This is a genomic window from Vibrio sp. bablab_jr001 (assembly GCF_016464285.1).
Taxonomy (GTDB): domain Bacteria; phylum Pseudomonadota; class Gammaproteobacteria; order Enterobacterales; family Vibrionaceae; genus Vibrio; species Vibrio fluvialis.
In genome coordinates this window covers 193745-220649 of the sequence record NZ_JACDWZ010000106.1, presented here as the reverse complement: position 1 = coordinate 220649, position 26905 = coordinate 193745, and the positions used below count along the sequence as shown (strand labels likewise).

At 48.5% G+C, this 26905-nt stretch carries 22 protein-coding genes, 1 tRNA gene and 1 pseudogene; 15 read left to right on the top strand and 9 right to left on the bottom strand.

The window, feature by feature from the left end:
* Positions 1-16: 16 nt before the first annotated feature.
* Complete coding sequence (locus tag JIG40_RS21090) at positions 17-415, bottom strand: PPC domain-containing DNA-binding protein (RefSeq protein WP_199466041.1); 399 nt, start codon at positions 413-415, stop codon at positions 17-19.
* Between the two features lie 15 nt (positions 416-430).
* Positions 431-1009, bottom strand: a complete 579-nt coding sequence (locus JIG40_RS21085; protein WP_158126310.1) for a TetR/AcrR family transcriptional regulator — start codon at positions 1007-1009, stop codon at positions 431-433.
* A gap of 100 nt (positions 1010-1109) precedes the next feature.
* On the opposite strand from JIG40_RS21085, the gene JIG40_RS21080 reads away from it, so the two are divergent.
* The 4 genes from JIG40_RS21080 (at position 1110) to JIG40_RS21065 (ending at position 7667) form a co-directional block, all read left to right on the top strand.
* Complete coding sequence (locus tag JIG40_RS21080) at positions 1110-1721, top strand: glutathione S-transferase (protein ID WP_154182179.1); 612 nt, start codon at positions 1110-1112, stop codon at positions 1719-1721.
* 218 nt (positions 1722-1939) lie between these two features.
* Entirely contained in the window at positions 1940-5623 is a 3684-nt protein-coding gene (locus tag JIG40_RS21075; RefSeq protein ID WP_348541348.1) for an ATP-binding protein, read from the top strand.
* 44 nt (positions 5624-5667) lie between these two features.
* Complete coding sequence (locus tag JIG40_RS21070; protein ID WP_024375050.1) at positions 5668-6294, top strand: response regulator transcription factor; 627 nt, start codon at positions 5668-5670, stop codon at positions 6292-6294.
* Positions 6291-7667, top strand: a complete 1377-nt coding sequence (locus JIG40_RS21065) for a GGDEF domain-containing protein (RefSeq protein ID WP_143682792.1) — start codon at positions 6291-6293, stop codon at positions 7665-7667. The genes JIG40_RS21070 and JIG40_RS21065 overlap by 4 nt, the downstream gene beginning before the upstream one ends.
* 295 nt (positions 7668-7962) lie before the next feature.
* On the opposite strand, the gene JIG40_RS21060 is transcribed toward JIG40_RS21065, so the two are convergent.
* Positions 7963-8565, bottom strand: coding sequence for a response regulator transcription factor (locus JIG40_RS21060; RefSeq protein WP_055452635.1), 603 nt, complete (start codon positions 8563-8565; stop codon positions 7963-7965).
* Positions 8566-8819: 254 nt separating this feature from the next.
* Between JIG40_RS21060 and JIG40_RS21055 the strand changes: the two genes are divergently transcribed.
* The gene (locus JIG40_RS21055) at positions 8820-9311 is read left to right on the top strand and encodes an RNA-binding S4 domain-containing protein (protein WP_199466040.1); all 492 of its coding nucleotides are present in this window, start codon (positions 8820-8822) and stop codon (positions 9309-9311) included.
* Positions 9312-9369: 58 nt separating this feature from the next.
* Here JIG40_RS21055 and brnQ read toward each other — a convergent pair whose 3' ends face one another.
* The 4 genes from brnQ to JIG40_RS21035 form a co-directional block, all read right to left on the bottom strand.
* Entirely contained in the window at positions 9370-10671 is a 1302-nt protein-coding gene (brnQ, locus tag JIG40_RS21050) for a branched-chain amino acid transport system II carrier protein (protein ID WP_165880653.1), read from the bottom strand.
* Positions 10672-11141: 470 nt separating this feature from the next.
* A complete protein-coding gene (locus JIG40_RS21045; RefSeq protein WP_020328644.1) occupies positions 11142-11330 on the bottom strand; it encodes a hypothetical protein in 189 nt (62 codons plus the stop codon).
* 39 nt (positions 11331-11369) lie between these two features.
* Complete coding sequence (locus JIG40_RS21040; RefSeq protein ID WP_199466039.1) at positions 11370-13733, bottom strand: fatty acid cis/trans isomerase; 2364 nt, start codon at positions 13731-13733, stop codon at positions 11370-11372.
* A 63-nt stretch (positions 13734-13796) separates the two neighbouring features.
* Positions 13797-15413 carry a VRR-NUC domain-containing protein gene (locus tag JIG40_RS21035; RefSeq protein ID WP_199466038.1) on the bottom strand — a complete coding sequence of 539 codons (1617 nt, stop codon included), beginning with the start codon at positions 15411-15413 and terminating at the stop codon, positions 13797-13799.
* Positions 15414-15706: 293 nt separating this feature from the next.
* Between JIG40_RS21035 and JIG40_RS21030 the strand changes: the two are divergent.
* From JIG40_RS21030 to JIG40_RS20995, 8 genes and pseudogenes are all read left to right on the top strand, one after another.
* A pseudogene (locus tag JIG40_RS21030) lies at positions 15707-16244 on the top strand (DUF3332 domain-containing protein).
* Between the two features lie 167 nt (positions 16245-16411).
* Positions 16412-16951, top strand: coding sequence for a DUF3332 domain-containing protein (locus JIG40_RS21025; RefSeq protein ID WP_020328639.1), 540 nt, complete (start codon positions 16412-16414; stop codon positions 16949-16951).
* 212 nt (positions 16952-17163) lie between these two features.
* A tRNA-Gly gene (locus JIG40_RS21020) sits at positions 17164-17238 on the top strand.
* A 230-nt stretch (positions 17239-17468) separates the two neighbouring features.
* Complete coding sequence (locus tag JIG40_RS21015) at positions 17469-18020, top strand: GNAT family protein (protein WP_158148709.1); 552 nt, start codon at positions 17469-17471, stop codon at positions 18018-18020.
* A gap of 402 nt (positions 18021-18422) precedes the next feature.
* A complete protein-coding gene (locus JIG40_RS21010) occupies positions 18423-18878 on the top strand; it encodes a (2Fe-2S)-binding protein (protein ID WP_020328637.1) in 456 nt (151 codons plus the stop codon).
* Between the two features lie 26 nt (positions 18879-18904).
* On the top strand, positions 18905-21100 hold the full coding sequence (locus tag JIG40_RS21005; protein ID WP_199466037.1) for a xanthine dehydrogenase family protein molybdopterin-binding subunit: 2196 nt from the start codon (positions 18905-18907) through the stop codon (positions 21098-21100).
* A gap of 58 nt (positions 21101-21158) precedes the next feature.
* Complete coding sequence (locus tag JIG40_RS21000; RefSeq protein ID WP_199466036.1) at positions 21159-22178, top strand: XdhC/CoxI family protein; 1020 nt, start codon at positions 21159-21161, stop codon at positions 22176-22178.
* A complete protein-coding gene (locus tag JIG40_RS20995; RefSeq protein ID WP_199466035.1) occupies positions 22175-22768 on the top strand; it encodes a nucleotidyltransferase family protein in 594 nt (197 codons plus the stop codon). The genes JIG40_RS21000 and JIG40_RS20995 overlap by 4 nt, the downstream gene beginning before the upstream one ends.
* A 43-nt stretch (positions 22769-22811) precedes the next feature.
* Here the strand turns inward: JIG40_RS20995 and JIG40_RS20990 are convergent, their stop codons facing one another.
* Positions 22812-23981: an iron-containing alcohol dehydrogenase gene (locus JIG40_RS20990; RefSeq protein WP_199466034.1), complete on the bottom strand. Its 1170-nt coding sequence runs from the start codon at positions 23979-23981 to the stop codon at positions 22812-22814.
* 380 nt (positions 23982-24361) lie between these two features.
* Positions 24362-25273 carry an AraC family transcriptional regulator gene (locus tag JIG40_RS20985; RefSeq protein ID WP_020328630.1) on the bottom strand — a complete coding sequence of 304 codons (912 nt, stop codon included), beginning with the start codon at positions 25271-25273 and terminating at the stop codon, positions 24362-24364.
* 416 nt (positions 25274-25689) lie between these two features.
* On the opposite strand from JIG40_RS20985, the gene JIG40_RS20980 reads away from it, so the two are divergent.
* Both JIG40_RS20980 and JIG40_RS20975 read left to right on the top strand, forming a co-directional pair.
* Positions 25690-26328, top strand: a complete 639-nt coding sequence (locus tag JIG40_RS20980) for a carboxymuconolactone decarboxylase family protein (protein ID WP_199466033.1) — start codon at positions 25690-25692, stop codon at positions 26326-26328.
* Positions 26329-26377: 49 nt separating this feature from the next.
* Positions 26378-26827: a cupin domain-containing protein gene (locus JIG40_RS20975; protein WP_024374035.1), complete on the top strand. Its 450-nt coding sequence runs from the start codon at positions 26378-26380 to the stop codon at positions 26825-26827.
* The last annotated feature ends 78 nt before the right edge of the window (positions 26828-26905 follow it).

The window sequence follows — 26905 nt, the reverse complement described above, 5'->3', positions numbered from 1 at the left end:
GTGTTCTGTTGAGTGCTTACTTGGTTTGTATGGTAAGTTCGGTATAACCAGTGTGCGCATCGTATTCGCGGTCAAAGGCTAAATCAGGGTAGCCATGCACTATCAATTCAGCAGTGGTGTTGATGAGGTTGCCATCGAGCAGATGACCGCCCCAGACGTTGCCTTGCGAATCCGCCACGGCAATATGCAAGTGAAGATGATGGGGGGTTAAGGTGCCCATCAGCGACACGATTTCAAACGGTGCCTGCACTGATAACGTTGAAGAGCTGTCCGCTAAGCGGATATTGAGCTGCGATAAACATCCCACGCATGAGGCAATGGAACCCGCTGTTATGCTGTGCTCCTGCACCAGTGTCATTATCGATTGTTTTAAGTCAGCACCTTGTGCCAGGCGTGTTGCCAATACCTTTATCATCTCTGCAAACCTCGGTTAGTGACACTTAAGCAGTTGCAGCAGCGCATTTACTGCCTGATCCAAATCGTCAAAGCGTTTGGCTTTGCCAAGTACCCGCATTCCCTGCATCTGAGTCAGAATCAATTGCGCCAGAGCATGAGGGCTTACGGCCATTGATATCTGTTTTTCTTGCTGCGCATTGTGGATGGCATGGGAAAGCAGTTCTAAAAGCTGATCAAACAGAGCTTGTCCTTTGTCGAGCACCTTTTCATCGCTCCCGGCATGTTCAACTAAGGCGTTTTGAATGAAGCAGCCGCAACTGCGTTTGCGTTGTAGCGCGGCAAACTGATTGAGGAATGTCTCAATGGCGCTCAGCGACGCACCATCTTCCCGCAACGCGCTTAAGCCCGGCAATGAAACGGTGTTGAGATATTTATCCAACGCTTCGTAATAAAGATTCTGCTTGTCGCCGAAGGTGTTGTAGAGGCTGAAACGGTTGATTTGCAGTGTATCAACCAAATCAGAAATCGCCGTATTGGCGTAGCCGCGCTGCCAGAACAATTCCATTGCCTGAGTGAGCTTCTCATCGCGGTCAAAATTACATTTTCGTGCCATGGTGTGACTACCTGCAAACTCATTCTTGACTGATCGTTTAGTTAACGGGTAGAGTCTAACCTAAACGATCGTTCTGAAAAAGAGATAAAAAGGAAGATTTATGAAGCTATACGAAACTGCCGTTTCGCCAAGTTGCCGTCGTGTCAGCATTTTTCTCAAAGAATTGGGTGTGGATGTTGAACGTGTGGCGTTAAATGTGCGCGAAGGGGACAACCTGACGGAGTCGTTTAAAAGCAAAAGTGTCAATGGCAAAGTACCGATGTTGGAACTTGATGATGGCACCACGCTGTGTGAGAGCGTGGCGATTTGCCGTTACTTTGATGAATCGAATCCGAATGACCGTCATCTGTTTGGTCGCGATGCGCTGGATAAGGCGAAAGTTGAAATGTGGCACCGCGTAACGGAATTTCAGGGACTGTACGCCGGTTTTCAGGCATTCCGTAACCTTACGGGAATCTACAAAGATCGCGAAAACTGCGTATTGGCTTGGGGCGAAGAAAGCAAAGCCCGCGCGGCCAGTTTCTTGCCTCAGCTTGATGCGCGCCTGAAGGAATCGAACTTTGTCGCAACAGACTATTTCACGATTGTGGATATTACCGCGTTTATCTTTATCGGTTTTGCGGATAAAGCGTTGGAACTCAGCCCATTAGCGCAATATCCAAACATTGCACGTTGGTTTGAAATGATTCAGCAGCGTCCTGCTTTCCAATAATACCCTGTCTGAGGTTGTAAGGCGTCTTCTACGTCTTATGACCTCGATCAATTAAAGCTCGTCTAAGGTCTGAACTTTCTGTGGGAATAGGCCTACAAGTGAAAATATTTTCTAATAATAACAATTAATTACGATAATTTGTGTCGTAGTGTAAATTTGACATTCTTTCCACAAATCCTATTCTTTCGCCGTCTGAAACCTCCCCAATCGAGACGGCAGTGAAACGTTTACTTATCGCCTTATCTATCTCTGTTTTTCCAATGTCTGCCTACAGCATGAGTTTTCCGGACCTGGCGTTTTCGTTCGGGCAGTCCAAAGTGAACTCTTTTACAGTCGCGATGTTACAGCATCAGTTGGATGGTCATGATCCATTGAGAGACATCAATACCGATTACATCGAGGCGTTGGCTCGCGAAATTGGTTTCAAACCCAAATATAAGATGTTTGCCGATATGAAGTCGTTGATTCTGGCTGTTGAAACGAAGAAGGCCGATATAGCCGTCGGCATCTTTGACTCTGGCAAAAACGACCTCATCTTAAGTCAACCGCTGTATACCAGTTCGACCGCAGTTTGGTACCGTAATCAGAGCCTGAGTCATTGGGCGGCTGAATCCCTGACTTGGGGCTGCCATAAGGGGGCAGTGTATTGTCAGCAACTGTCGAAGATGGGATTTGCTCATATTGTGGAGCTGCCGGATTTTGTCACTCTGCCTGACTACTTGATACAGGGCAAAATCGATGCGGTGCTTGAAAGTTACACCACGTTGCTCACTTCGGTGAAACATCCGATGAATACGTTGGGGCAAGTAGAACTGCCATCTTGGGCGAAACCGCAGCAGGTACGCATCGCCGCCACGCAAGATTTTCGTGCCCTAATTGACGAAATAGATGTGGTATTAAGCCGTCAGAGCGAAACCTCTCGGTTACGTTCGGCCAACCCTTATCATCAGGTCGATATTGTCGCGCTCAACTATCAAAATTCCGGAATGCAACCCATCAGGTATTCCGCTTGGAATGATGCCTATCCACTTTTCTACCGCAATCGGGACGGCCACCACGGAGGCTATCTGAACGACTTACTCACACTGGTTGAAGCCAGAACTGCTTTCGATTTTGATTATGTTCCGGCAACTGAAGGGTTAACACCGGTTCAAATGCTGAAGTACGGTGAGATTGACATTCTGCCTTTGGTCGTAAAAGGAGTGAATAACCCGGCTTGGATGTACGTGACAGACTCGTTGATGTCTATCACGTACCAACATATCAAGTTGCCTGGCGTGCTGGCGAAATCTGATGCGAAGATCGGCGTGCTGTTCTCAGACAGTCCGACCTATCAATACGTCAAAAACCAGGTGTTTGGCGAAGAACTAACGACTTATACCAGTGTCGTTTCGCTGATCGGTGATCTTGAAAGCGGCAAACTTGGCAGTGCCTATCTGCGCCACGATATTCTGGAATATCTCGCTAAACAGCGTGGCGATGATCGCTATGTCGTGTTGAAGGGGGACGATAAACATATTGAAATCGCAATGGCGGTGCGAGGGGACAACACCGAGTTAAAAGCAATTCTGGCTGGCATTATTGCATCGGTGGATGCCAGCGATATACAGCGCCTGCAAAACAGTTACAGCCCATTCAATATTATCTACGGAGTGGATAAATCTCTGGTGATGGCCGGCTCTTATATCGGGGCTTCGGTCTTCATACTGCTCGGTTTGATTGGCTTTTTGTGGCACAAAAACCTTAAGTTGAAGGTCTCGATTCAAGAGCGCGAAGCCTTACGCAGCAACGAACGATTGGCGCTGTTGCAACATGTGATTGACGCGCTGCCCAACCGAATTTTTATCCACGACACCAACCACAGACTGTTGCTGACCAATTGTCATCACTGCCAAATCGCAGCGTCCGGCAACGGTAAGGTTTGTCAAATGCGCATTTCATCGTCAGAGCATACCTGTGTAGTTGAGAATCAGGCCGAGTTTGACACTGTTCTGCGTGGTCGGGATGTCAGCGAAAGTGACGTCGATGTGCAGTCTTGTCCTTGTGGGATTCAAACCATCAATTACCACCGCACACCTCTCTCTGGTGCGAACCGTGACGAGAAAATAATACTAACGGTGATCGACGATGTAACGAGGCATAAAGAGCAGGAGCGTAACCTGTTGCAGGCTAAGAACGTCGCTCAGCAAGCGGTATTGTCTCGCGAACGATTCCTCGCCAGTATGAGCCATGAACTTCGTACACCAATCGCTGGCATGGTTGGGTTATTGGAGATGCTGAAAACTCGCGAAACCAACCAAGATGTACGTTTGATCCTTAACAACGTGATTTCCTCTGCAGATCATTTACACCTGCTGGTGAACGACATTCTCGATTTTTCCAAGCTCGAAGCTCAGCAGCTCCAACTGGACCTAGCGGAATGCTGCCTGTTGTGTGAAATCGGAGAATTACTGCGGGTGCATTGCTGCGCTGCTCGTGAAAAGTCGCTCGATTTTCAGGTTAACTGGGCGCCGGGAACGGTGAAAACCGTCACTATTGACGCGCTGCGCCTACGCCAGATCCTTAATAACTTATTGTCGAATGCCATCAAGTTCACTCACTCAGGTTTTGTCCGCGTCGACATTAACGTCACCGAAAACGAAGTTCTGATGGTGATCAGTGATTCCGGCGATGGTATGTCTCCTGAGCTTCTGCAAACCGTGTTTAATCCCTTTGTGCAGGCAGATTCCAGTATTGCTCGTCGGTATGGTGGCACCGGGCTCGGGCTTGCCATTGTGCATGATCTGGTCGATGTAATGCAGGGCGAGATTTCGCTTCAGAGCGAACCGGGTAAAGGCACCAGAATTCAGGTGAGCATTCCTGTTCAGGTGGAAAGTCATTTTCTCGAGCCGATTTCACAACAACTGGTGCACTACCACGGTGAAGATCCGGTTATTCAAGCCTGGTTGTCAGTTTGGCGTCTTGACCCATCTTCCGATGAGGCAATGAAAGGCATCCATATTTACGACGGCGACCAACCCATTCCTGACTCTTGTCCGGGAGGAATGACCGTGTTGATGCGCCAGGACATCACCGTATTCAGCCAGCGCTCGAAAGATGTTGTTGAGCTGAGCGTGAGCCCTTTCTTCCCTGATCTGCTTTATGCCGTCCTGACGAACACAGCAGCCAGTGAAGAGGCGACTGACGAGACTAACGAACCGCTTTTCGGACATGTACTGGTTGCTGAGGACAATCCCATTAATCAATTGGTGATCAGCCAGCAACTGACGTCGTTTGGCCTGAGTGTTGAACTGGTGAACAACGGACAGGAAGCTTATGAGCGGCTTCAAAAAGGCGCTGAGCAGTTCGACTTGCTGCTAACCGATTGCCACATGCCTGTGATGGATGGGTATGAATTGGCGACTTTAGTCCGCGAACATCTGCCGCAGTTTTCTAACCACGCCATTATTGGTTGCACCGCGGAAGACTCACGAGTGGCTAATGAGCGAGCAATGTTATCGGGTTTTGATAGCGTGCTTTACAAACCGTATGGTTTGCAGCGCTTATACCAAACCGTCGCACAGTTTGTGTCAAAACAAGCTGAAAACGCTCCGGCTATGTGGTGGCAGAATTATGAAATGCAGGATGCTGAAATGTTGGTTGAAGTGTTTATCACCAGCATGAACGATGACCTGATGGCACTCCAAACCAAGCGAACAGACAGAAAAGCGATCCATGATCTGGCTCATCGCATCAAAGGCGGAGCGGGGACAGTCGGGGACCAGAAAATTTGTGTCGCGGCGACCCAGCTGGAAAACGGCAGTAAACAGGGCGAACAAGGCTACGATGCAGAGCTGAAGCAACTCGTTGCGGCCATGACGTTATCAATTCATCGAGCGGAGGTATGGCTGAATGAGCATTGATCCTGCATCGCAACATTGAACATTTGATGATAGTGAATTAAGTCATGAACAAAAGAACAACATCCGGCCTGACAGCCTTGGTACTCGACGACCATCCTTTGGTATGTATGGCAATCAAAAAGTTAATGGAGCAAAACCCGCGCTTTGGTCAAGTCTTGGTGGAAACTGACACCCAAGCAGGCGTGAAAATGTTACGCGAAGGCCAAATCGATTTTCTGGTATTGGACGTCAATCTGGAAAAGCAGGATGGTTTTGAGGTGCTGCGCCGGCTTAAGCATCACGGGTTTACGGGTAAAACCCTGTTTGTATCAGGCAATAACAGCCGCCTCTATTCGGAAACGGCGCTGCGTGTGGGTGCCGATGGTTATGTCAGCAAAGCAGAAGACTTGTCTATTTTGCAAGATGCGGTGGAATGCATTCTAAATGGCTACAGCTTTTTTAAAGTCGCAGAAGAGACACAGGCGGTGGATATTCAGCTATCTAAGCAAGAGTTGGCGGTATTTCGTTTTCTGGTAGATGGCAAATCTAACAAAGAGATCGCACAAATACTCAATCTGAGCCCGAAAACCATCAGTACCTACAAAACGCGCATCCTCGATAAATATCAGGTTAACTCTATTGTTGAGCTCATGAGTCTCAACGGCAGCGTGATTGGTCGGGTTGAGTTATGAAAGAGCTGAATAAGAAGTATATCTCAGACATCATCGTGCACGGTTTTACCTGCAGCCTGGTGCTATATCTGGTGGCGGTGATTATCTTCTCTGAGTCCTATTTGGATCGCCGCAATCACGAGTTTGAAAACTTCGTTAATGTGATGGAGCAGTACAAACAGACGCTGTTTCTGACCAGTCGAATCCTGGAAAACCGCATTCAGGAAATTGATACCATCAAAAAGAGTGACTTGGCGGCGATCAAGGACATTGAGAAACGCAAATACAATCTGCACAAGAAGCTGAAACCGACCAATATCGACATTGAACTGGCGAACGAATTTCAGTTTTTGGTCTCGACGATGCCGGCCATTCTGCCAAAAGTGGACGTGCTGTATTACCGCTCCTATCTGAGCGACATGACCTCATCAGATAAAGATGAAGTTTCCGTGGTGAAGGATTGCGGCACTGCTTCTGTGTGCACGATTAACGCACCGGAACGACGTCTGGCCGACCGCATTCTGGTGTCCGGCACTTACCGCAAAAACGGTTCGGACGACCTGTATATCACGGTATCGAGCCCTGTTTACTTACACAATATCATTGTGGGCGATCTCAATATCGATGTGGGGTTGGCTCGGTTCTTCGACCTTGGCGCATTGCAGATTCGTACCCGTGAACTCAACGCCAACACCTTCTATGAGATGATTTATGGCAACGCATTGATGTCGCATATCGCGTACACCAAGGAGTATGTTGCCGACAACTCCACGGTCTATGTGTATCAGGTGCCGTTCATTTGGATTGTGTTTAAACTGCTGTGGCTGTTTCTGGTGTTGTGGATTGCGCTTTCGTATGTGCTCTATCTGTTCCGCACACTAAAACTCAACCGAACCAAACTGTTTGAAGTTCAATCGAACGTGCAGCTGGACGACCTGACCGGATTGCTCAATCGGAACATCTTCAAAGATCAAAAATTTACTGCGGATCTGGAGAAGTTTGGTGCGGCGATTCTGGCGATCGACGGGAACAAACTTAAACAGATCAATGACAATTATGGTCATCATGTGGGGGATGAAGCAATCAAGCAAATAGCCTATGGTATGCGTCAGGTGTTTAGGGAAAACGACTACCTGATTCGAACCGGCGGCGATGAGTTTGTAGCAGTTCTGCCGGGGTGCAATATCGACAATGCACTCATTCTTGCCGAGCGATTGAAAGAAGCGGTGACGGACACCGCGTTTTCCTCCTACAAACTGACGGTGAGTATCTCCGTCGGAATAACATTACTGATGAATTCGGAGTCACTCGATGATGCACTTAAGCGTGCGGATTCCAACCTGTATTCGGAAAAACAGCTGAGTCCTTTATCTCGACATCCTGGCTTGGTTTAGATTCATTTACATGCACCGAAAATTACCACTGCCTATAGAGATTAAAGCCTGAACGTCGATAATCGAATTCAGGGGATCGAGCTTGCATATACGCAATATTAATGGCGTTTTTACTGTCCGAAAGTAGCAGTCACGATGCTCAAAGCGATGGAGGGCGGGGTTCCGGATTCTCTGCTCGCCATGAGCATTCGTGAGCGTATGGTTCGGAACTTCGTTATTGGATGCAGCGAAGAGGGGCGTACATCAGCAAATCTGATATTTCTCTTCAACCTTCCGAAGTTCAAACCGCCTGATATCAGGCAAGTTTCTCTTGTTTGATCAGCTCAATCACGGATTTGACGCCGAATTTGGTAAGAATACGTGTTTTGTAGGTACTCACGGTTTTACTGCTGATAGACAACAGTTCCGAGATTTTTTTGTTGGTTAAACCCGCAATCAAATAGTGATAAATCACCGTTTCTCGTTTTGACAACTCAGCGGTTTCACTTATAGCGGCGTGATTCTCGTGCTTAAAGATATTGTATCCACGCATCACGCTGCAGATGGCGTCCTGAATGACAGAAACATGTTCGCTTTTGAGTAGGTAACCGTTGGCACCGAGCTTTTGGGTTGCTTTTGAATACATCGCTTTATCAATTGCGCTGATAAACAAAATTTTTCCGGCGAAGCCTTTAGCGCGCAAACGACGAAGAATGTCGAGTCCACTGGCATCATCAGCTTCAACTTCCAGCATGACAAAAGCGATCGGTTGTTGACTCACAATGCGGTAGGCCTCAGCAGGTGAAACGGCAAAGTGAATGTGTTGAAATTGATTGGTTGATTGAATGATATCTTCCAGAGCGTGTTGCTCTAGCGGATACGGATTGACGACAAGTGCGCGGTTTATAACGTTAGGCATATTAATCCATCCCAGTTATATTCTGTGATTATAGTTGATATGGCACTCCTTCCATTAAGCAAGATATTATCCGTGTTTATGCATAATAATTGGTGCAAAGACAAATGAAAAGTCTCGTATATAAGAATTATATAATTTAGCTGTCGTTTACCGAAAACGTTTGGCTGCATACAATTCGAGCCGTGCAAAGGATTACGTTTATTATTCGCCAGCTGCACGGTACACTAGCGCCAAATGTTGTTGAGACACCTAGAATGAATGAATTTGAGAACCCTCAATGGGAAGATGAAGAAGTTGAAATCGAAGCAATTGGTATCGAAGTCGATGCTCAGCCGATTGAGTTGTACAAAGTATTGAAAATCGCCAACGCAGTCAGCGGTGGTGGTGAAGCAAAGTATGCGATTGCTGAAGGTTATGTTGCGGTCAACGGCGAGCTTGAAATGCGCAAGCGTCGCAAACTCTATGATGGTGACTTGGTTGAATTCAATGAAGAATACTACCTGATCATTTGTGATGCGCCGGTGACTGAAGTGGAAGAGAAACCCAAAGCGGTGACGCCACCACCAGCGCCGAAGAAAAAGCCTTCCAATAAGCCGGCAGCAGGTAAGACATCGGGCAGTAAAGCGAGTAAGTTGTCCCAGTCAGCCAGCAAAAATAGCAAGGCAAAAGCCAAGGCTTCAAAGGAAAGCAAAGACGATCAACCGAAGGACAGCAAAGGTGGCCGTAACGCCATCAGTTTCTTCTGAGTCTGCAAATATGTTGCATAAAAAAGGCCCCGATTGGGGCCTTTTTTTCGTCCTGAGCTTAGCTTTCTGTTACTGCGCGAGTAACAGCAGGGCGGGTAAACAGACTCACACTGCTTACCAATGCTAAAACGATCACAGTCGGCACGATCCAACCAGCATAGTAAGTGTAAAGTGGCAGATGTTGAGACAACGTGGCATCGAATTTCGCTGGCATGCTGCCCAGAATATGCAGCGCATCTAATCCCCCGAAAATCAGTGCTGTTGCGACTGTCGCCAATACACCAGTCATTGAGATGATACGTTTCAACGGCGCGATAAACAGCAACGCAATCGCAATCGGATGCAGCGCGACAACGGCAGGCAAGGTGATCGCCAGCAATTGTTCCAGACCAATATTCGCTACCAGTGCGGCAATGATCATGGTAACGATAACGCTGTTTCGGTAAGAGACTTTGCTAAAGGTGCGGCTGTAAAACTCACTGCCTGCGGTTGTAACCCCGATCACTGTTGTTAAACAGGCCAATACCATCACGGCACCAAGCAGCAGCGTGCCAAATACGCCGAAATGTTGCGTGGTGAATGTGGTCAGGATGTCACCGCCGTTAGTGAATGTGCCGACGCTGGTGGCTCCGATGTAAGCCAGCGCGATATAAACCAGCGCCATGGCTACCGCGTACATCACCGCAGCAATCAAGGTGTATTTGGCAATCGCTTTCGGCTGGCTGACGCCCATGCTTTGAATCGCGCGGAAAATAACCCAGCCAAAGCCGATTGAGCCGAGCGCGTCCATCGTCATATAACCTTGAGTGACGCCTTCTGCAAAGGCGCCGTTGACGTACGCGCCAGTCGCTTCAGAGATCCCCTGGCTTGGATACAGCAACGCAACAACCGCCATCACGACAAGAATCGCCAACAGAGCCGGAGTTAACCATTTGCCTAAAGTGTCAATCAGTTTGCCCGGGTACAAAGAAAACAGCACAGAGACAATACAGAAAACGATAGAAAAAGGAACCAGCGCGTTGTCGCCAAAAAATGGACTGAAACCAAATTGGTATGCGACGGTAATCGCGCGTGGAATCACGAAAGCCGGTCCAATCACGATGAACACCATGATCCAAAACGCGGTTGCGATAGGGCGTGGAAGTACCGATGTCAGGTTATCCGAGCCGCCGACCAGAGCGACAATCACTAAAGCAAAAGCGGGTAGGCCGACACCCGCCAGCAGAAATCCAGCCATACCTTCAAACAGATGTCCACCGGCCTGATAGCCCAGAAAAGGGGGAAAGATAAGGTTGCCGGCGCCCAAGTACATGGCGAAGGTCATAAAGCCTAAAGCGGCGATGTTGCGTGCACTTAACATAGTCTTCCTCAATATTGTCAGTTAGGAAGCGGCTGGTGAGTGAACGTTAAGATGACTCTGCCAGCAACTCTTGACTGACAGAAAATAAAATAGCCTGTCAGCCTCTGTGTAGTAGACCCAGAGAGAGCAGGAGGAGCAGATAAGTCGCAATAGCTTGCTGGCGACGATGCAACAGACAAATTGTGGTAGCGACGAATGACATACTGAGTCCTGGCTGGCAGTAAATTCCGGGGAGTTCATCTCCCCTGTGTGGGCTTGTTATAAACGGATGCCCTATAACGTGGCAACCCTTTGAACAGTGAATAGTGGATATTTCTATATTGGAGTTAATGCTTGGAGTTATATTCCAACTAATAAGCTTGTTAGTGAAATGAACGACTTAACACTTTTGCAATATTGGCTACCCAATGTTCACGTGTTGCTTCTGTTTGAGGAAAATAAAAAGGGAGCCCAATTGGCTCCCTTTAGCACTAACGCCAGTCGTCATCCATAAAGGTGCGACCTTCAAGTGAATAGGGGTCTTCGTCAAATGGATGCTCGATTTTGCCACGCAGGCGTTCAAGCTTTTGTTCCAACAAGTTGACGGTTTCGTAGTCCCCTTCAGAGCAGGCAATGTAAATTTGTTGCTCTAATGCATCAATGTTCTCTCGAATGTTCATCTCGCACCTCCTGTTCATTAAACGTGAGTTGAGAGTTTTTTATCGGTTCTCAAATCTATTGTAGTCAAGCAGACCAAATTCGATAGGTTGATCTTGACGGTACCAAGCGTGAACCTTATCGCTGAAAGGCCAGAACTTCGGTGAGCTGCGGCGAACAGCAAATAGATCCAACAGTTGGACGTAATCGTCTTCACTATTTAGTGTCTGTAAACGCTGTACGAGTTCCGGAATATCCTTTTCTCTGAGATTTAGGTACGCAGCCGGGTAGCTACCGATCACTCCACGAACGATCGTGAGATCATCATTTTTATAGTCCCGATTGTTCTCTTCATCAAACAAACTCGAGATATTGGTATGGGCGTTTTTGTGCAATAGGGTAAACAGTTGTGATTGCCCCTTATCCGACTCAATCATTAACATGATGATTTGTGGGATAGAACGCAAACCCTCGCCCTTGATATGGCTGATGCTGGCCAGTGCTTTCTCGTGCTCCGGCTTAAATCCGGTATCGACAATGTCATAACGCTGAGTCAGGATCGGAGCTACGTGCTTTTTGAGTTTGTCAAACAGTTCTGATTTGTAATCGGTAGTCTGGTAGTGAACCTGAGTCGGCTGATCGAACGGCTTAACGTTACGCAGCAGATAGTCGGAAAACTGCGGACTCTGATCCGCGTACCAGCTCGACATCTCTTTGTGGCGTACATCCCGAGGCAGCAGGGCAACAAAGTTACTTTCGCCTTCCATGCGCAGAAAATCCATGAACATGCGCGTGATCAACTGATGGCCGAAGTTACCATACACATCGAATCCAGCTACCAGCAGATAGTGAATTCGTTCCAGCAATGCATAATCAATAACCCAAGCAGTTTTCGGTTTTTCTCCCACCAAACCCTCAACCACAGAGGCACTATCGAAATGGCGGAAAATCGTCAGTGCGGCGGTGTGATTGGCGCCATTACCATCCCAGATCACATCGGTGGATAAGTGGGTGCCGTTTTTAAACCAGTGGTTGATGAAATCCGACTTAGCTTGCAGATAGCGCGCCTGCTGTTTCGAAAAACGAACCCAGTTGGTCAGTGGCAATGTATTACTCTCAAGCTCGCCAGGCAGTTTCAGGTTGTCTGCCTGAGAACGATAAAATTCGTTCACTTCTGGCATGTCAGCTTTATCCGGATCGAGGAAAAACACCCAGAAACGGTCATTAATCACGTTGAGCGCTAACTGGCCACGACACACCGGGCCTTTGATGTACGCCATAATGGTGTTCTGTGCGTTGTCGAGCATGAACTTGAAGCGTGCTTTGACGGGCATCTCGATAAATGCGGTCATCGGGTTGGCGGAAACTTCAGGGTCATAGCTTGGCAATTCATCGACAACGTATTGCGCATCAATAAACCAAGTTTTCCAATCGCGTATGCGTTTCATGTTGAGCGCAAAAGGCATGTGCGTTTTATCGACGATCGTGCCTTGCTCCGGAATCAGACGGTAGTACACGCGCTCTACACCCGGGTCATCGTATGGTCTGCGGGTGGTAATGCGCTGAACGGGTTGTCCGGGCGGAGTAGAAGAACGCACCATAGTAAAGAAGCGCGGGCGACCATCGGCGGTTTTGATGTCCGAGAAGTAAAGGTGCGACAAGAACAGGTGTTCATAAATGTAGCGTGCGACCAAACGATTTTTGAGTGCGTCGTGGTTGAACAACGCTTCATACAGATTGACCTCGGACTGCTCTTCTGCGGTCAGTGGCATGTGCGCGTTCATCACCGCACCTTGTTCCAGCCAGGTCATCAGCGTGTTGTATTCAGACTTTGCCAGATTCGGCATGCCAAATGGCATACCCCAGTTCGGGTAGTTATGCTGATAGGACTCGTACTCTTCAATCGTGACGCACTGTTGTTCGCGATCGATGGAAAAATCAAACCCTTCTAGTTGATCCTGTTGTGGCAGAGGATGTGCTTCTTTCTGCGCCAACAAACGCGCCATCAAGCCTGCTTGCAGGTTGGCCTCCGGGGTTTGATCGCGTTCGTTCAACACGGGATGGAAGTTAAACTTGCGCCACTCTTCGGTTAACTGCGCATCTTCAAACAGGCGCGTCGGCGTGGCAGCGGTCAGACGTGTACCCTGATACACCATATCCTTGCTGCCTCCACGGTCGATACCTTCAACGGAGGACATTTTGAGCTGACATGGCGCGTCATAGCAGGCATGACAAACCACGCAACGTTTATCGATGATAGGTTTAACCTGATCCAGAAAGAAATGTGCCTGGGTTGACTCAATAGGAGCCTGACGATCTCGCACTTCTGCTTTGCCAAAGATTTGGTCGAAATTGAGGCTGGCCAATACCGCGCAGCCAGAGAAAAGGGTGACCAAACCAACGACGAATAATTTACGTAATTTCATTCGGTTATCTTATTAATTAAATTTGAGTTAATTAAAGCAAAGAGAACTGAGGATCACCATCTTTTAGACGGTGTGATTCACATAACAGACTGAAAAAGGCACATTTAGCCGCGAAAATTGCTCGATCCAACGCCATTGATTGTCCTGTAACTTATCACCCGGGCCTTTCACCTCAACCCATTCAAACTCTCCGTCTTTAAACAGGATCAAATCCGGCATCCCATTACGATAGAGCTTGAGGTCGCTCAATTGCACCTTAAACAGATCAACCAGCAAAGCGCGCGGAAAAGATTGTTCCGTAAGTTCAAACAAGCTTTCGTCACAGTCGGTCCAGAACACAAAAGGATTGGCGATTGAAAATTTGTTCTGCCAGCGCAGCCACAGAGGTTTAACACCATCGTTCATCAGTTCCGCTATTGCCGATTCAATATAGCTTTGACGTTTTAACACAAAGTCATCGTGATAGAGATCGAGTGGACGATGCTGATAGCGATTGATAAATGCGCCTTCTACTGGTGCAAAAATGGCGTCCCAAAATGTCAGGCCAAACAGCGTGTTGAGAAATTGGTTCTCAAGATAGTAAACCTGATAACCGAGCTGTTCGAAGTGGCTCTTCACGGCCAGTTCCACACGCTGCTGTGAGAGATCCAGTTCGAGATGTAACGTTTTATGTGTTGGCTTAATCGTGCGTGGGGCTTTTTGCCCCTGCAAACGCAGGACTCGCTGATTGAGTTTTTGCGCGACCTCAAGTTCGGAATGATTGAGCGGGGTATCGAGCATTTCAGTGACAATGTCACGCATTGCCTGGATTTGCTGTTGTTTATCCAGAATACGCGCCTGACGCTCGCGAGTGGGCATAACCTGCGTTTGTCGATAGAGCATCAACGCAGGTGCAAAAGCTTGGTGCCGTTCGTAGTCGCGCGCCAGTTGGTTCATGACATGCTGACGTTTACGCTCGATGGAAGGATGTTCACAAGGCTCTGGCAGCAGACGTTGCCACTCATCCAACTCAGTGGGTGTCGGTTTTGGGCAAAGGTCGTAAAGGGATTGAATGTGGGTAAGTTTGCGCAGCACTTCCACTTGCTCTCGGTCTTGAAAGAAACGACGCTCGCGGCTGAGTTGATAGCGCTCAAAATTGTTCAGTCCCAAATCATCGAGGACAAACTGAGAAAAATCCTGATGAGTGTTGGCAAAAAATAGCACCAGCAGCAGCTCAATCATCTCTCCTTGGTTGAGGTAGATCACGCTGAAAGGTAACCCGATTTCCTTCGCGATGATTTGTTGGCTCAGTTGTGCCAATAACGCTTCCTTGCGGCTCTGTTTAGGAAGCGTTGGAAACAGGGCAATAATCTCTGCCTTGGTGAGCAGTTTCTCTGCGAGCGTACTGATGTCTGCGTCGGGATTGAGTGTGATAAATCCCAAAGCGGCCAGTTCGCTTAATGCCTGTTGCTGGTCGCCAATTTCCTTATACTCAGCTTTGTCGCTGCGAAACCAGTTTCCTCTGCGTGATAACAGACGCACAAGTAAGCATTGTCCGCCGTGCGACAAGCGATCAAAGTCGGCCAACCAACGGCGCTCTTCGTCAGTGAGTAAATCCGCATACCATTCCAGCGCATGGGAAGTAAGTTTACGAAAGTTATTCAGATAATAGTCGTCAGGCAGAGTAGGGAGCGGTGGCATAGCTTTATCGATCTCAAAATCTCTTCGCGGTTGAGTGTTACATCTTAACTGGCTTTGCATTGAACTGCACATGGGCCATTGTGCAGACGTAACCACAATGTGGTTTGTGCTAAAGGAAAGATAACAATTTCGACACTAGATGTTTGATTTTGTTAAATAACTATCCGTGCGAGTTATCAGTATGCTGTCAGCTAAATTATACGGCTAGTTTGTATGCAATTGGTCTTTATTTCCTTTGTTTTTATAAGGTTAACCGTATTATTCACCACTGATTTTTTGAACTGGTGGATATTATGAAACGCAAAACGATTGCAATGGCAGTAGCTCTGACTGTCGGTGTCAGCACATTAACGGGTTGTATGGGGCAAATGGCAACAGCGGGTCTGGTGACAAAATTCAACCTGAAAGTCGTGGATAACCGTTACGGCCGCGAAGGTTTGTTCCTTTTGCTATCTCCAGTTTATGGTATCGCTTCTGTTGCCGACTTGTTCATTTTCAACACGATTGAGTTCTGGACGGGTAAAAACCCTATTTCCGGTAAGTCTCCGGCGGTGGTTGATATTCCGGCTGATTCACTGATCAAAGTGAACGATCAACTCGATGACACAGGTACCGCTACAAAGCAACAACCGTGATATCGAGTCTGCGACGCTGAAACAAATCGATGACAACACGATGCAAATGGACATCACTTATCTGAGCGGTGAACGGGCGACACTGCGCGGTGAGAAACAAAACGATGAGGTGGCGTTTTACCTCGATGACCAATACGTCACGACCGTTTCAAATCTCGAAATGGAACGTTATTTGGAAACGGCATCGCTTCAATAAACGACAAGCCTCCTTCGGGAGGCTTTTTTGTCTCTTAACTGTCTAATTTATAAGAAAGGTTGCGAACGCTTCAGAAAATCGCACTTTTTTTAATCAAAATCGATCAATGACTTGCATATGTACTAGAGTGTAGGAGGGAAACAACAACGATATCAGTGGTGATAAATATGAAACGTAAATCTCTAGTTATTGCAATGGCCGTCGGCTTAGGTGTCAGTTCTCTTACTGGTTGTATGGGCCAAATGGCAACAACAGGTCTTGTGACTAAATTTAACCTTGAAGTCGTGGACAACCGCTACGGCCGTGAAGGTTTGTTCCTTCTGCTTTCTCCTGTATATGGTATTGCCTCTATCGTCGACTTATTCATTGTCAACGCCGTTGAATTCTGGACAGGCACCAACCCAATCTCTGGTAAGTCACCCGCTGTGGTTGATAGACCTGCGGACACCATGTTGAAAGTAAACGACAAGTTAGATAGTTCGATGACAGAGACCCCGCTGGGCAACAACTCTGAAATCAAAGATACCAACTGGAAGAAAATTGATGACAACACCATTGAAATGGATGTGACTTACCTGGATGGCCAGCAAAAAACGCTGCGCGGTAAGAAAACTGAAGATGGTGTGGCTTTCTACGTCAACAATGAATACGTAACCACCGTTTCCAATATGGAACTGGAAAACTACGTTCAAACCACTCAACTATAATCCGATTCTTTCGTGGTTCTTCACTAAGCCTCTGTTGTGGAGGCTTTCGTTCTTTATGACTCTGGATTCCTGACGAAATAACTGTGATGTGAGTCAGATTCCTAACTCTCTGATGTTCAATTGTTTATTAACTACTCAAACAGTCGCGTTCAAGTAAAAAAACGGTTTTCTTTTTCTAAAGCTGTGGCATATTAACCCCAGCACTTCGATGCGCGGGCATCGTATAATGGCTATTACCTCAGCCTTCCAAGCTGATGATGCGGGTTCGATTCCCGCTGCCCGCTCCAAATCCTTCTTAAATTACATCTCATATCAAATGTCCTGAACACGCGCTTTGCGTGATTTTTTGTTTCTAACGTATCCCATTTCAAATTAAATTTTGTACCTCGTGTTTCACTCTGTTGACGTTTCGCTGCGCGAGTCCCAGATTTGCTGACTCATTCGCTAAGTGTTTGGTTTATAGTGTTCTTTGTTGACGTTCAGGCAAACGAGTTCTTGTAACCAAAAGGCGGTGTTGATGTTTAAACTGGAAACAGAAAGGTTGCTCCTTCGTGATATGCAGCTCACTGATGAAGATGCTTTTGTGATGATGTCTCAGGACGCGAAGTATCAGCGTTTTTACGATGAAGGCGACTGTAAGCCGGAAAAGTATCGGGAGCTGACCCAGCTGTTTGTCACTCAGGCGATGGAATCCCCGCGCATGTCTTATCAGTTAGCGGTTGAATGCAAAGAGACAGGTCTGTTTATTGGCACAGTTTGCTTACGTTTAGAAGATAACGGGCACGCCTCGATGGGATGTGCGTTCTCCAGAGCTGCACAAGGGCGTAAGTTAAGCTTTGAAGCGGCACAGGCGTTGGCAAATTTTGGCTTTGCAAACTTAAGTCTCCATCGCATCTACGCCGAGACTATCAGTGAAAACCTGCCCGCAATCCGTCTATGTCAGTCGCTTGGCATGAGAAAAGAAGCGCATTTTAGAGAACATCGTTACTTCAAAGGAAAATGGTGGGATACCGTGGTACTCGCCGTCCTTCGCAAGGAATGGCTAGTAAGTCTTCCTGTTACCGCATGAGGAGAGTCGGTTAGGCTCACAATTTGCCAACACGTTTCACCAGTGGTTTGATACCGTTTAATCCTCACGTAAACAACATCTTAAAGGCCTGTGCTCTGGACGATTTTAGTAGCACAGGCGGCTTACCGTTATTTCTTAAACACAACGCTCTAATGACTATCGCCTCCAAATAAAGCCTTATAGCACTCAGGCGATCCCCATAGTCAGTGTGTGGCCAGTTCCCCTCCTTTTTAAATCTTGGAAGATTAGGCAAACAATTTGGATTATTTGCCTAACACATATTTCACGTATTTCTATAATTAGTAATGCTCAACAAGACTATCCAAAAACTGAGTGCCTCACTATTTTCGTCAAAGGAAAAGGAGCGCGCTCTTCATTTATAAAGAGAGCAGGAGAAGCTCCATGTCAGTAACTTTAAATGTGAACGGTGTCGATCGCGAAATCGATGCTACCCCAGATACGCCCATTTTATGGGCCATTCGGGATCATCTGGAAATGACAGGTACTAAGTTTGGATGCGGACTGGCGCAGTGCGGCGCGTGTACGGTGCATCTGAACGGCCAGCCTATTCGTTCTTGCGTTACTCCAATTCAGGCAGCAGTCGGCCAGAAAATTACCACCATCGAAGGTATACAGAGCCGGGCCGCGCAAGTCGTTCAGCAAGCGTGGGATGAGTTGCAAGTGCCGCAATGTGGATACTGTCAGTCAGGGCAAGTCATGTCTGCGGTTGCGCTGCTCGAACGCAATCCGAATCCAAGCGATGAGGATATTGACGCGGCGATGTCGGGCAATATTTGTCGCTGTGCAACCTATGTTCGTATTCGCAAAGCGATTAAAGATGCAGCCGCTCAGCTGTAACTCGTTGAAGAAAGGAGTGATAAATCATGCGTAGAATGTCCTTTTCGACGGTGGCTGATGAGGTGGTACCCAGTCGCCGAAAATTTCTCAAATTGATGGGTGGTGTGGGAGCCGGATTAACTTTGGGTTTCTCTCTGCCTGTTTCTAATCAGGCGCAGGCTGCGGATATGACCTCGAGTGCTGCGCCATTTGAACCTAACGCGTTTGTTCGCATTGGCACCGACAATAAGGTGACCGTGATGATCAAACACATAGAGATGGGCCAGGGCACCTATACCGGTCTGACTACCCTAGTGGCTGAAGAACTGGATGCTGACTGGGCACAAATGGTTGCCGAAGGCGCACCGGCAGATGCCAGTCGTTACAACAACACATTCTGGGGCCCGATGCAGGGTACAGGTGGCAGTACCGCAATTGCCAACTCTTACATACAAATGCGTACCGCAGGGGCGGCTGCCAAAGCGATGTTAGTTGCCGCTGCTGCGCAGCGTTGGAACGTGGATGCGAATCAAATTCAGGTTCGTGCGGGCATTGTGAGTCATGGCAACAAGAAAGCCACCTTTGGCGAACTGGCATTGGACGCGGCGAAGCAACCTGTTCCTGATGAAGCCAGTGTGAAGCTCAAAACGCCGGAGCAGTTTGTGTTTATCGGCAAGCAGAAAGTCAGTCGCAAAGACACGGGCAAAAACAACGGCACCGCAATCTTCACTCAGGATATCAAGTTGCCGGGTATGCTGACGGCGATGGTACTGCATGCGCCTAAATTTGGAGCGAAAGTGAAAACCGTCGATGCCACGCAAGCCAAAGCGTCACCGGGTGTGGTGGATGTGGTCACCATTCCGACGGGCGTGGCTGTGCTGGCGAAAGACTATTGGAGTGCGAAGAAAGGCCGCGACTTGCTCTCAGTCACCTGGGATGAAAGTCAGGCGTTCACCAAGAGCTCCGCGCTAATTATGACGGAGTACAAAACGCTCAGCCAGAAAGAGGGCCTTTCTGCCCGCAATGAAGGCGATGCGGTCTCTGCGCTCAAGCAAGCCGATAGCGTTATCGACAACACTTACGAGTTCCCGTTCTTGTCTCACTCTCCGATGGAGCCGATGAACTGTGTCGCTCAGGTTAGCGATCAAGGATGCGAAATCTGGAATGGCGAGCAATTCCAAACCGTTGATCAGATGAACATTGCTCAGCTGCTGGGCTTGAAACCGGAACAAGTCACGCTGCACATGCTGTTAGCGGGTGGTAGTTTTGGCCGCCGCGCCAACCCACATTCGGACTACCTGATTGAAACGGTCGAAATCGCCAGACAGAAAAAAGGCACGCCAATCAAAATGGTGTGGAGCCGGGAAGATGATACTCAAGTCGGCTATTACCGCCCGGCTTATGTGCATCGTATTCAGGCTGGTCTGGATGCGAACGGCAATATTTCCAGTTGGAAGCAGCACATTGTTGGTCAGTCGATTCTGACGGGCACTGCTTTTGAAGCTTTTGCGGTGAAAGAGGGCATTGACGGCACTTCCGTTGAGGGGGCATCGAATATTCCTTACGCGATTCCCAATCTTTCAATTCAACTGACGACGGTCAAGGACGGGCCAACGGTTCAGTGGTGGCGCTCGGTGGGTAGTACACACACCGCATTTGCAGTGGAAACCATGATCGATGAACTGGCCGCAAACGCCGGGAAAGATCCGGTGGAAATGCGCATGCAACTGCTGGCCAAACATCCACGTTGGCAAGGTGTGCTGAAACTGGCCGCCGAAAAAGCCGGATGGGGGAAAACACTGCCTGCCGGAAGCGGCATGGGCGTTGCAGTGCATGAGTCGTTCAATACTTTTGTGGCGCAGGTGGCTCAGGTTTCGGTCAAGAATGGTCAGATCTCGGTGGACAAAGTGGTGTGTGCCGTCGACTGTGGTGTCGCGGTTAACCCGGATGTGATCGCTGCTCAAATGGAAGGGGGAATTGGCTTTGGTCTGTCTCCGACATTAATGAGTGCCATCACTCTCGGCGAAGGCGGCATGGTCGAACAGTCGAATTTCCATAACTATCAGGTGCTGCGAATGAACCAGATGCCGGACGTGGAAGTACACATTGTCCCTTCGGCGGAAGCGCCTTCTGGTGTTGGTGAACCCGGTGTCCCTCCGATTGCACCTGCCGTGGCGAATGCCGTGGCCGCAGCAACGGGTCAGCGCCTGCATACGTTACCATTGAAGTTGGCGACGTCGTAGGCCGTCGTTTTCATGATGATGTATGACTTATTCGGCATAACGACTTCAGGTGGTCATGATGTCTAATCATTTGATGTATCTGTTGACTCAGTGGCTTGGTCTTAAAGGCCAGGCCAACTGGGTTCTGGGCACTGTCTATAAAACGCAGGGGCCTGCGTATCGAAAATCCGGTGCGATGATGCTGTTTAGCGATGCCGGACATCAACTCGGTATGCTCAGTGGTGGCTGTCTGGAATCGGACATTCACTTACATGCACGCAAAGTGACGTTGAGTTGTCAGCCTGTCACTCTGACCTACGATGGCAGCGACGAAGATGACCTGGCTTTTCAGCTTGGGATCGGCTGCGGCGGCACGGTTCACATTCTTTTACAACCGTTAACGGCAGAAAATGATTACCTTGGGCTTCCCCAAGTGTTGGACGCGTTACGGAGGCATCAGAAAGGGCACTATTTTCAGAAGATTTCCAATAAAGAAATCTCAGCCCGTTTTATGCCAGAACCAATGAATGAGCAGCATAACGTGCGCGCACAGTTGATGGAACAGGATGATGGCCTATGGCTGTGCACGCCGATAGAAGCGCCACTGCATCTGCTGATTGTCGGCGGTGGTATTGATGCAAGACCCGTTGCTCACTTGTCACATCAGTTAGGCTGGCAGGTGAGCTTGTGGGATCCGCGGCCTGCCAACGGGCGAATGGAGTATTTTCCCAATCTGGAGAATAAGCTCAGTGGCGATGCCAGTGCACTTACGCATTACTGCCAGCAACACAGCGTGGAGGCCGTGATTCTGATGAGTCACAACGTCACGTTTGATGCTGCGGCGTTGGCCGCTGTCGCGGGTTTGCCGATGAAATACATCGCCCTTTTAGGGCCGGTCAACCGGCGTGAACGTGTGGTCGAGCAATCGGGCATCGAACTGAATCAACTGTCGGTGCCGCTTTCCGGACCCGCTGGCCTGAATATCGGTGCAGACCTGCCAGAAACCATCGCGTTGGCGATGCTGGCAGAATGTCAGGCGGCGGTGACTTGCACCAATGCGCAATCACTGAGTGGTGTTTTGCCGGTTACGATGTCATGAAGATCGCAGTCATGATCATGGCAGCGGGAGAGAGCCGGCGTTTTGGCGAATGTAAGTTGTTAACTGCGGTTAGCCAAACAGAAAACCTGCTCTCTCGTTCGATTCAACAAACGTTGCAGAGCGATGTCGGCCCGGTTTTCGTTGTTACCGGGCGCTGGCATCAGGAGATAAAGCTCGCTCAGCAGCAAGGGCAAGTACCCATTGTGCCGCTGATCTATTGCCCCCAATGGTCACAAGGTTTGGGGGCCTCTATTGCTTATGGTGTTCGTCAACTGGTACAGGATTTCGATGCTGTTTTGATTACGTTGGCCGACCAAGTGGCACTGCAAAGTGAAGATTTTCAACGAGTTGTTGAAGCGGCTTCTTCGCAGCACATTGTTTGCGCCTACTATAATCAGCGCCGTGGCGTTCCTGCGCTGTTTCCGGCCAGTTGCTTTTCGCAATTAACGATGCTCAACGGAGAGCATGGTGCCCGCAGTCTGTTGCGTGGAGACACTACCTCAGTCCGAGAAATCTCACTTCCCAATGCTGCTCTCGATATTGACACGCCTGAAATGCTGATGCGCTGGCGGTACGAATTCGCTAAATGAAAAAGCGAGCGGATATCCGCTCGCTTTTTTGTGTTGGATTCGCTCAGAAGCACGCTTGCAGAATATCCAGCACCTCTTCCTTAGTCAGCGTTTTGTAGCCGTTACCCAGAATGATGGTGGAATCAGCAATCGCTGGCAGCATCTCTTGGGTCGCCCCCAGAGCTTCCAGAGAGGTCACAATACCACACTCTTTAGTGAAGTTTTCCAGCGCGTCCAGACCTTCTTGGGCAATTTGTTCCTGAGTTTTGCCTGCGGTTGAGATTCCCCAAACCTGAGTGGCAAAGCGAACAAACTTCTCAATGCCGAACTTATAAATCAGGCGGTAATAAGGCAGAGATACTGCCGCCAGTCCCATACCATGTGCACAGTCTGTGTAAGCGCCCAGTTGGTGCTCAATCATATGTACCTGCCAGTCTTGAGTTTTAGACAGGCCAGTTATGGTATTGAGTGCCAGAGTGGCGTTCCACATCAGGTTACTGCGCGCTTCGTAATCGTCAGGCGTGCTGAGCGCCACGCGCAGGTTGTCAATTGACGACTTCAGCAGGCTTTCAATCACATAGTCGGTGGTATTTGCACCTTGATCCGAGAAATACTGCTCCATCAGATGGGACATGGTATCGAACACGCCGCTGACCATTTGATATTGAGAAACACTGTAGGTGTACTCTGGGTTCAAGATCGAGAACTTCGGATACACATGCGCCGGAAATACTCGTCCTGCTTTGTATTTAGTGGCTTCGTGTGTGATCACTGAACCACCGTTCATCTCGGAACCTGTGCCGACCATGGTCAGTATTGAGGCCACTGGCACGACATCGTTGTCAACATCTTTGAATTCCACCCAGTATTTCTGGAATGGATCTGCATCGTGGCAGTGAGCTGATACGGAAATACCTTTGGCGCAGTCAATGACCGAACCGCCACCGACCGCCAGAATCAGGCCGACATTGTGTTCGCGTACCAGCGCTACGCCTTCCATCATCTTGTCGTACGTCGGGTTAGGCATCACGCCGGAAAGTTCCACTACGTTTTTGCCCGCAGCGGACAAAATCGCCATCACGTCATCATAAAGACCGTTCGATTTAATCGCATTGCGGCCATACACCAACAGGACGGTTTCACCGTAATGTGGAAGTTCATCAGCCAGTTTGGTCAGAGACTTTTTGCCAAAATGAATAGTGGTTGGATTGTAGTAAGAAAAGTCGAGTTGCATTGTCACATCCTTCTTTTTTCGGCCGCTTACTGAGGCGTTATCGACTCAGTGTTCAATGCGACATTCATGAATCGTTGCTACCTAAGAAGTCAGGCAACGTCGTTGAGATGAAGCAAAGTTTACGGTGAGAGGCCGTAATGGTGAATGTCCGATCGTCTTTGAGTCTTGCCTTATCGTACAATCGTTATTTAGTTGGTATATGAACGCCCCAGAGCGAAAACTAACATTAACTCTTGTAAGGTTTTGTTTTAATTTAGATGTATGCCTTTCGGGATGAATTAATTAACCAAATTAATGAAAAATCATTGCTTAATCTTCTTTCTCGTTGCAGTGGCAGACACAGAAAACAAAAAGCCCGCCTGATATCGGCGGGCTTGCTATCACACAATGTCGGCTTCGCGCAGCGCTTTAATGTCTTTAGAAGGCGGCGCTCCAAACAGACGACTGTATTCGCGGCTGAATTGGGAAGGGCTTTCATAGCCAACCCGAAAAGTGGTCGCCATTGCGTCGAGATTTTCGGTCAGCATCAAACGGCGGGCTTCACTTAAGCGCAGTTTCTTCTGAAATTGCAGTGGAGTCATCGATGTCATGGCTCGAAAATGAGTATAAAACGCCGATTTGCTCATCCCGGTGTAGGAGGCAAGTTCACTGACGCTAAGCGGCTTAACAAAATTGTTTTTCAGCCAATCAATCGCTTTGGAAATCTGGTGACTGTGGCTGCCAGCGGTCACGATTTGATTCAACCGTCCACCTTGTTCAGACGTGAGCAGGCGGTAGAAAATCTCGCGTTTAATCACTGGTGCGAGAATCTTGATGCTTGCCGGATCGTCCTGTAACTCCATCAGACGCACAAAAGCATTCAATAGCGGTTCAGACAGTTCGCCAACCGCTATCCCTTTTTGCGCTTCTTTGCTCGGATTGAACGACAGTTCACTGTCGACGATCAACTGCGAGATCTCCTGCAGATCGAGTTCCATCACTAAGCCGAGATACGGTGTTTCTTCACTGGCTTCGATGATGTTGGCAATGATAGGCAAGTCAACAGAAGAAATCAGGAAGTGGTTCGCGTCATAAGTAAAGCTCTCTTCGCCGAGCAGAACACGTTTTTTACCCTGTGCAATCAAGCAGATACTGGATTTATGCGTGTAGCTGGTCGGTGGGGTCGGCGCCGTCCAATGACTCAACCTTACTCCTGGAATCGCAGTCTCAAATTGATTGGTATTGTGAGTCCATTTTTCGATTTGCCTGGCAAACGTTGCGGTGGCTTCTGCTATGGAATTTGAACGTGTCATCGCGGCTCCCTGAGTGACGCAAAGGGTCATTTTGGCTGTGATTAATGTCAGTAGTTATAACAGCAAATCGATGTATGTAAAGAATATCAGGCAAAGGTAGTTTGAATCCTTGTCTTGCTCAGAGGCAACGACTTAGCTGGTTTTGGGCTAAGAAAATCAACGCGAGTTGAACACGTATTCATTTATATACAATTAGTTATAGTTACCTTGCGGGTTTCTCTACTTGGTTGGGAACATGGCTTGTTTTTCCTTTCCCTAAAAGATGATTGGAGGAATGGGCAAGAATTAGCGTTGAATAGGCTAACGTAAATTCCCCCCTCAGGCGTAAATTGTTCTCACAGTTTGGCGATTAAGCTCATGCGGCTGATATCAAGATCAAACTGGATCCGTGTTTTCCCGTCCTGTCGGAGATGCTTATGCAAACCCAAAGTGAACAAGCCTTGAATAATAAAGAAATCGCCATTTTGCCTATCGCGGCATTTACTGCCAGCGGGCAAATCGAACGACTGATAACCAGCCTTGAACACGGGCTGGAATCCGGGCTGACGGTAAACATCATCAAATCTGTGTTGGTACAAATGTATGCGTACGCAGGGTTTCCACGCAGCCTGAACGGATTAGGGGCGTTCATGGCTGTGTTGGAAGCGCGTAAACGTCGCGGCATTGTTGACGAGGAAGGCGATGCCGGGCGGGCGATCTCTCATGGCGACAGCCTGGAAGTCGGTACTCGAAATCAGACCCTGTTGGTTGGCCAACCGGTGTCGGGCGCGCTATTTGAGTTCGCTCCCGCCATCGATGCGTATCTCAAAGCACACTTGTTTGGCGATATCTTCCAAAGTGAAGTGTTGAGTTGGAAAGAGCGGGAGCTTGCCACCATCGCCGCACTGGCCAATATGAACGGGGTGAACAGCCAACTGCAAGCGCACTATTTGATTGCAATGAACAATGGTGTCACGCCGACTCAATTAAAGAATTTTATCGACGCTATGCGCGAAGAGTGTGGAGAACACATTGCATTACACGCCGAGGATGTTCTCAACACCGTGCTGAATTGAATCGTTTTCCGCACCATTTGCGAATGACACTAAGAAATCACTGGAGTTTATGATGAGTAATGAACAAAAGACGTTTATCCCGGAAGCGCTGAAAGCGGGCAATTTTAACGGCAAAGGCATTTTTGATTTTGGTGAAGAGAACGTCGCGTATGCTGACTATTTTACCGGAACCAGTTATTTGGCTCTGCTGAATATGCCAGGTCTGATAGTTGCGAATGTGACATTTGAACCCGGTTGCCGCAACTTCTGGCACATTCACCACAAAGGTGGCCAGATCCTGCTGGTGACAGGAGGTCGTGGTTGGTATCAGGAAGCGGGTCAACCAGCACGAGAACTCAACCCCGGCGATGTCGTTCACATTGCGCCGGGCACCAAACACTGGCATGGCGCGGCCAAAGACAGTTGGTTTGCCCATGTGGCGGTGGAGATTCCGGCAGAAGGTTCAAGCAATGAATGGTGTGAGCCGGTTTCGGACGAAGAGTACGACGCACTGAAATAAGCGCGGTTACCAAAACGTCTTTGCGCCAGAATCAGTCTGGCGCTTCTCTTTTCTCTTCATCGCTAAGCTCAGGTAACT

Bases quoted from the DNA above. Each gene is read 5' to 3' on its own strand.
- JIG40_RS20995 (WP_199466035.1), top strand. From the start codon at position 22,175: ATGAAGATCGCAGTCATGATCATGGCAGCGGGAGAGAGCCGGCGTTTT.
- JIG40_RS21005 (WP_199466037.1), top strand. From the start codon at position 18,905: ATGCGTAGAATGTCCTTTTCGACGGTGGCTGATGAGGTGGTACCCAGT.
- JIG40_RS21070 (WP_024375050.1), top strand. From the start codon at position 5,668: ATGAACAAAAGAACAACATCCGGCCTGACAGCCTTGGTACTCGACGAC.
- JIG40_RS20980 (WP_199466033.1), top strand. From the start codon at position 25,690: ATGCAAACCCAAAGTGAACAAGCCTTGAATAATAAAGAAATCGCCATT.
- JIG40_RS21055 (WP_199466040.1), top strand. From the start codon at position 8,820: ATGAATGAATTTGAGAACCCTCAATGGGAAGATGAAGAAGTTGAAATC.
- JIG40_RS21040 (WP_199466039.1), bottom strand. From the start codon at position 13,733: ATGAAATTACGTAAATTATTCGTCGTTGGTTTGGTCACCCTTTTCTCT.
- JIG40_RS21085 (WP_158126310.1), bottom strand. From the start codon at position 1,009: ATGGCACGAAAATGTAATTTTGACCGCGATGAGAAGCTCACTCAGGCA.
- JIG40_RS20985 (WP_020328630.1), bottom strand. From the start codon at position 25,273: ATGACACGTTCAAATTCCATAGCAGAAGCCACCGCAACGTTTGCCAGG.
- JIG40_RS21065 (WP_143682792.1), top strand. From the start codon at position 6,291: ATGAAAGAGCTGAATAAGAAGTATATCTCAGACATCATCGTGCACGGT.
- JIG40_RS21025 (WP_020328639.1), top strand. From the start codon at position 16,412: ATGAAACGTAAATCTCTAGTTATTGCAATGGCCGTCGGCTTAGGTGTC.
- JIG40_RS20975 (WP_024374035.1), top strand. From the start codon at position 26,378: ATGATGAGTAATGAACAAAAGACGTTTATCCCGGAAGCGCTGAAAGCG.
- brnQ (WP_165880653.1), bottom strand. From the start codon at position 10,671: ATGTTAAGTGCACGCAACATCGCCGCTTTAGGCTTTATGACCTTCGCC.
- JIG40_RS20990 (WP_199466034.1), bottom strand. From the start codon at position 23,981: ATGCAACTCGACTTTTCTTACTACAATCCAACCACTATTCATTTTGGC.
- JIG40_RS21080 (WP_154182179.1), top strand. From the start codon at position 1,110: ATGAAGCTATACGAAACTGCCGTTTCGCCAAGTTGCCGTCGTGTCAGC.
- JIG40_RS21035 (WP_199466038.1), bottom strand. From the start codon at position 15,413: ATGCCACCGCTCCCTACTCTGCCTGACGACTATTATCTGAATAACTTT.
- JIG40_RS21015 (WP_158148709.1), top strand. From the start codon at position 17,469: ATGTTTAAACTGGAAACAGAAAGGTTGCTCCTTCGTGATATGCAGCTC.
- JIG40_RS21000 (WP_199466036.1), top strand. From the start codon at position 21,159: ATGTCTAATCATTTGATGTATCTGTTGACTCAGTGGCTTGGTCTTAAA.
- JIG40_RS21010 (WP_020328637.1), top strand. From the start codon at position 18,423: ATGTCAGTAACTTTAAATGTGAACGGTGTCGATCGCGAAATCGATGCT.
- JIG40_RS21060 (WP_055452635.1), bottom strand. From the start codon at position 8,565: ATGCCTAACGTTATAAACCGCGCACTTGTCGTCAATCCGTATCCGCTA.
- JIG40_RS21090 (WP_199466041.1), bottom strand. From the start codon at position 415: ATGATAAAGGTATTGGCAACACGCCTGGCACAAGGTGCTGACTTAAAA.
- JIG40_RS21045 (WP_020328644.1), bottom strand. From the start codon at position 11,330: ATGAACATTCGAGAGAACATTGATGCATTAGAGCAACAAATTTACATT.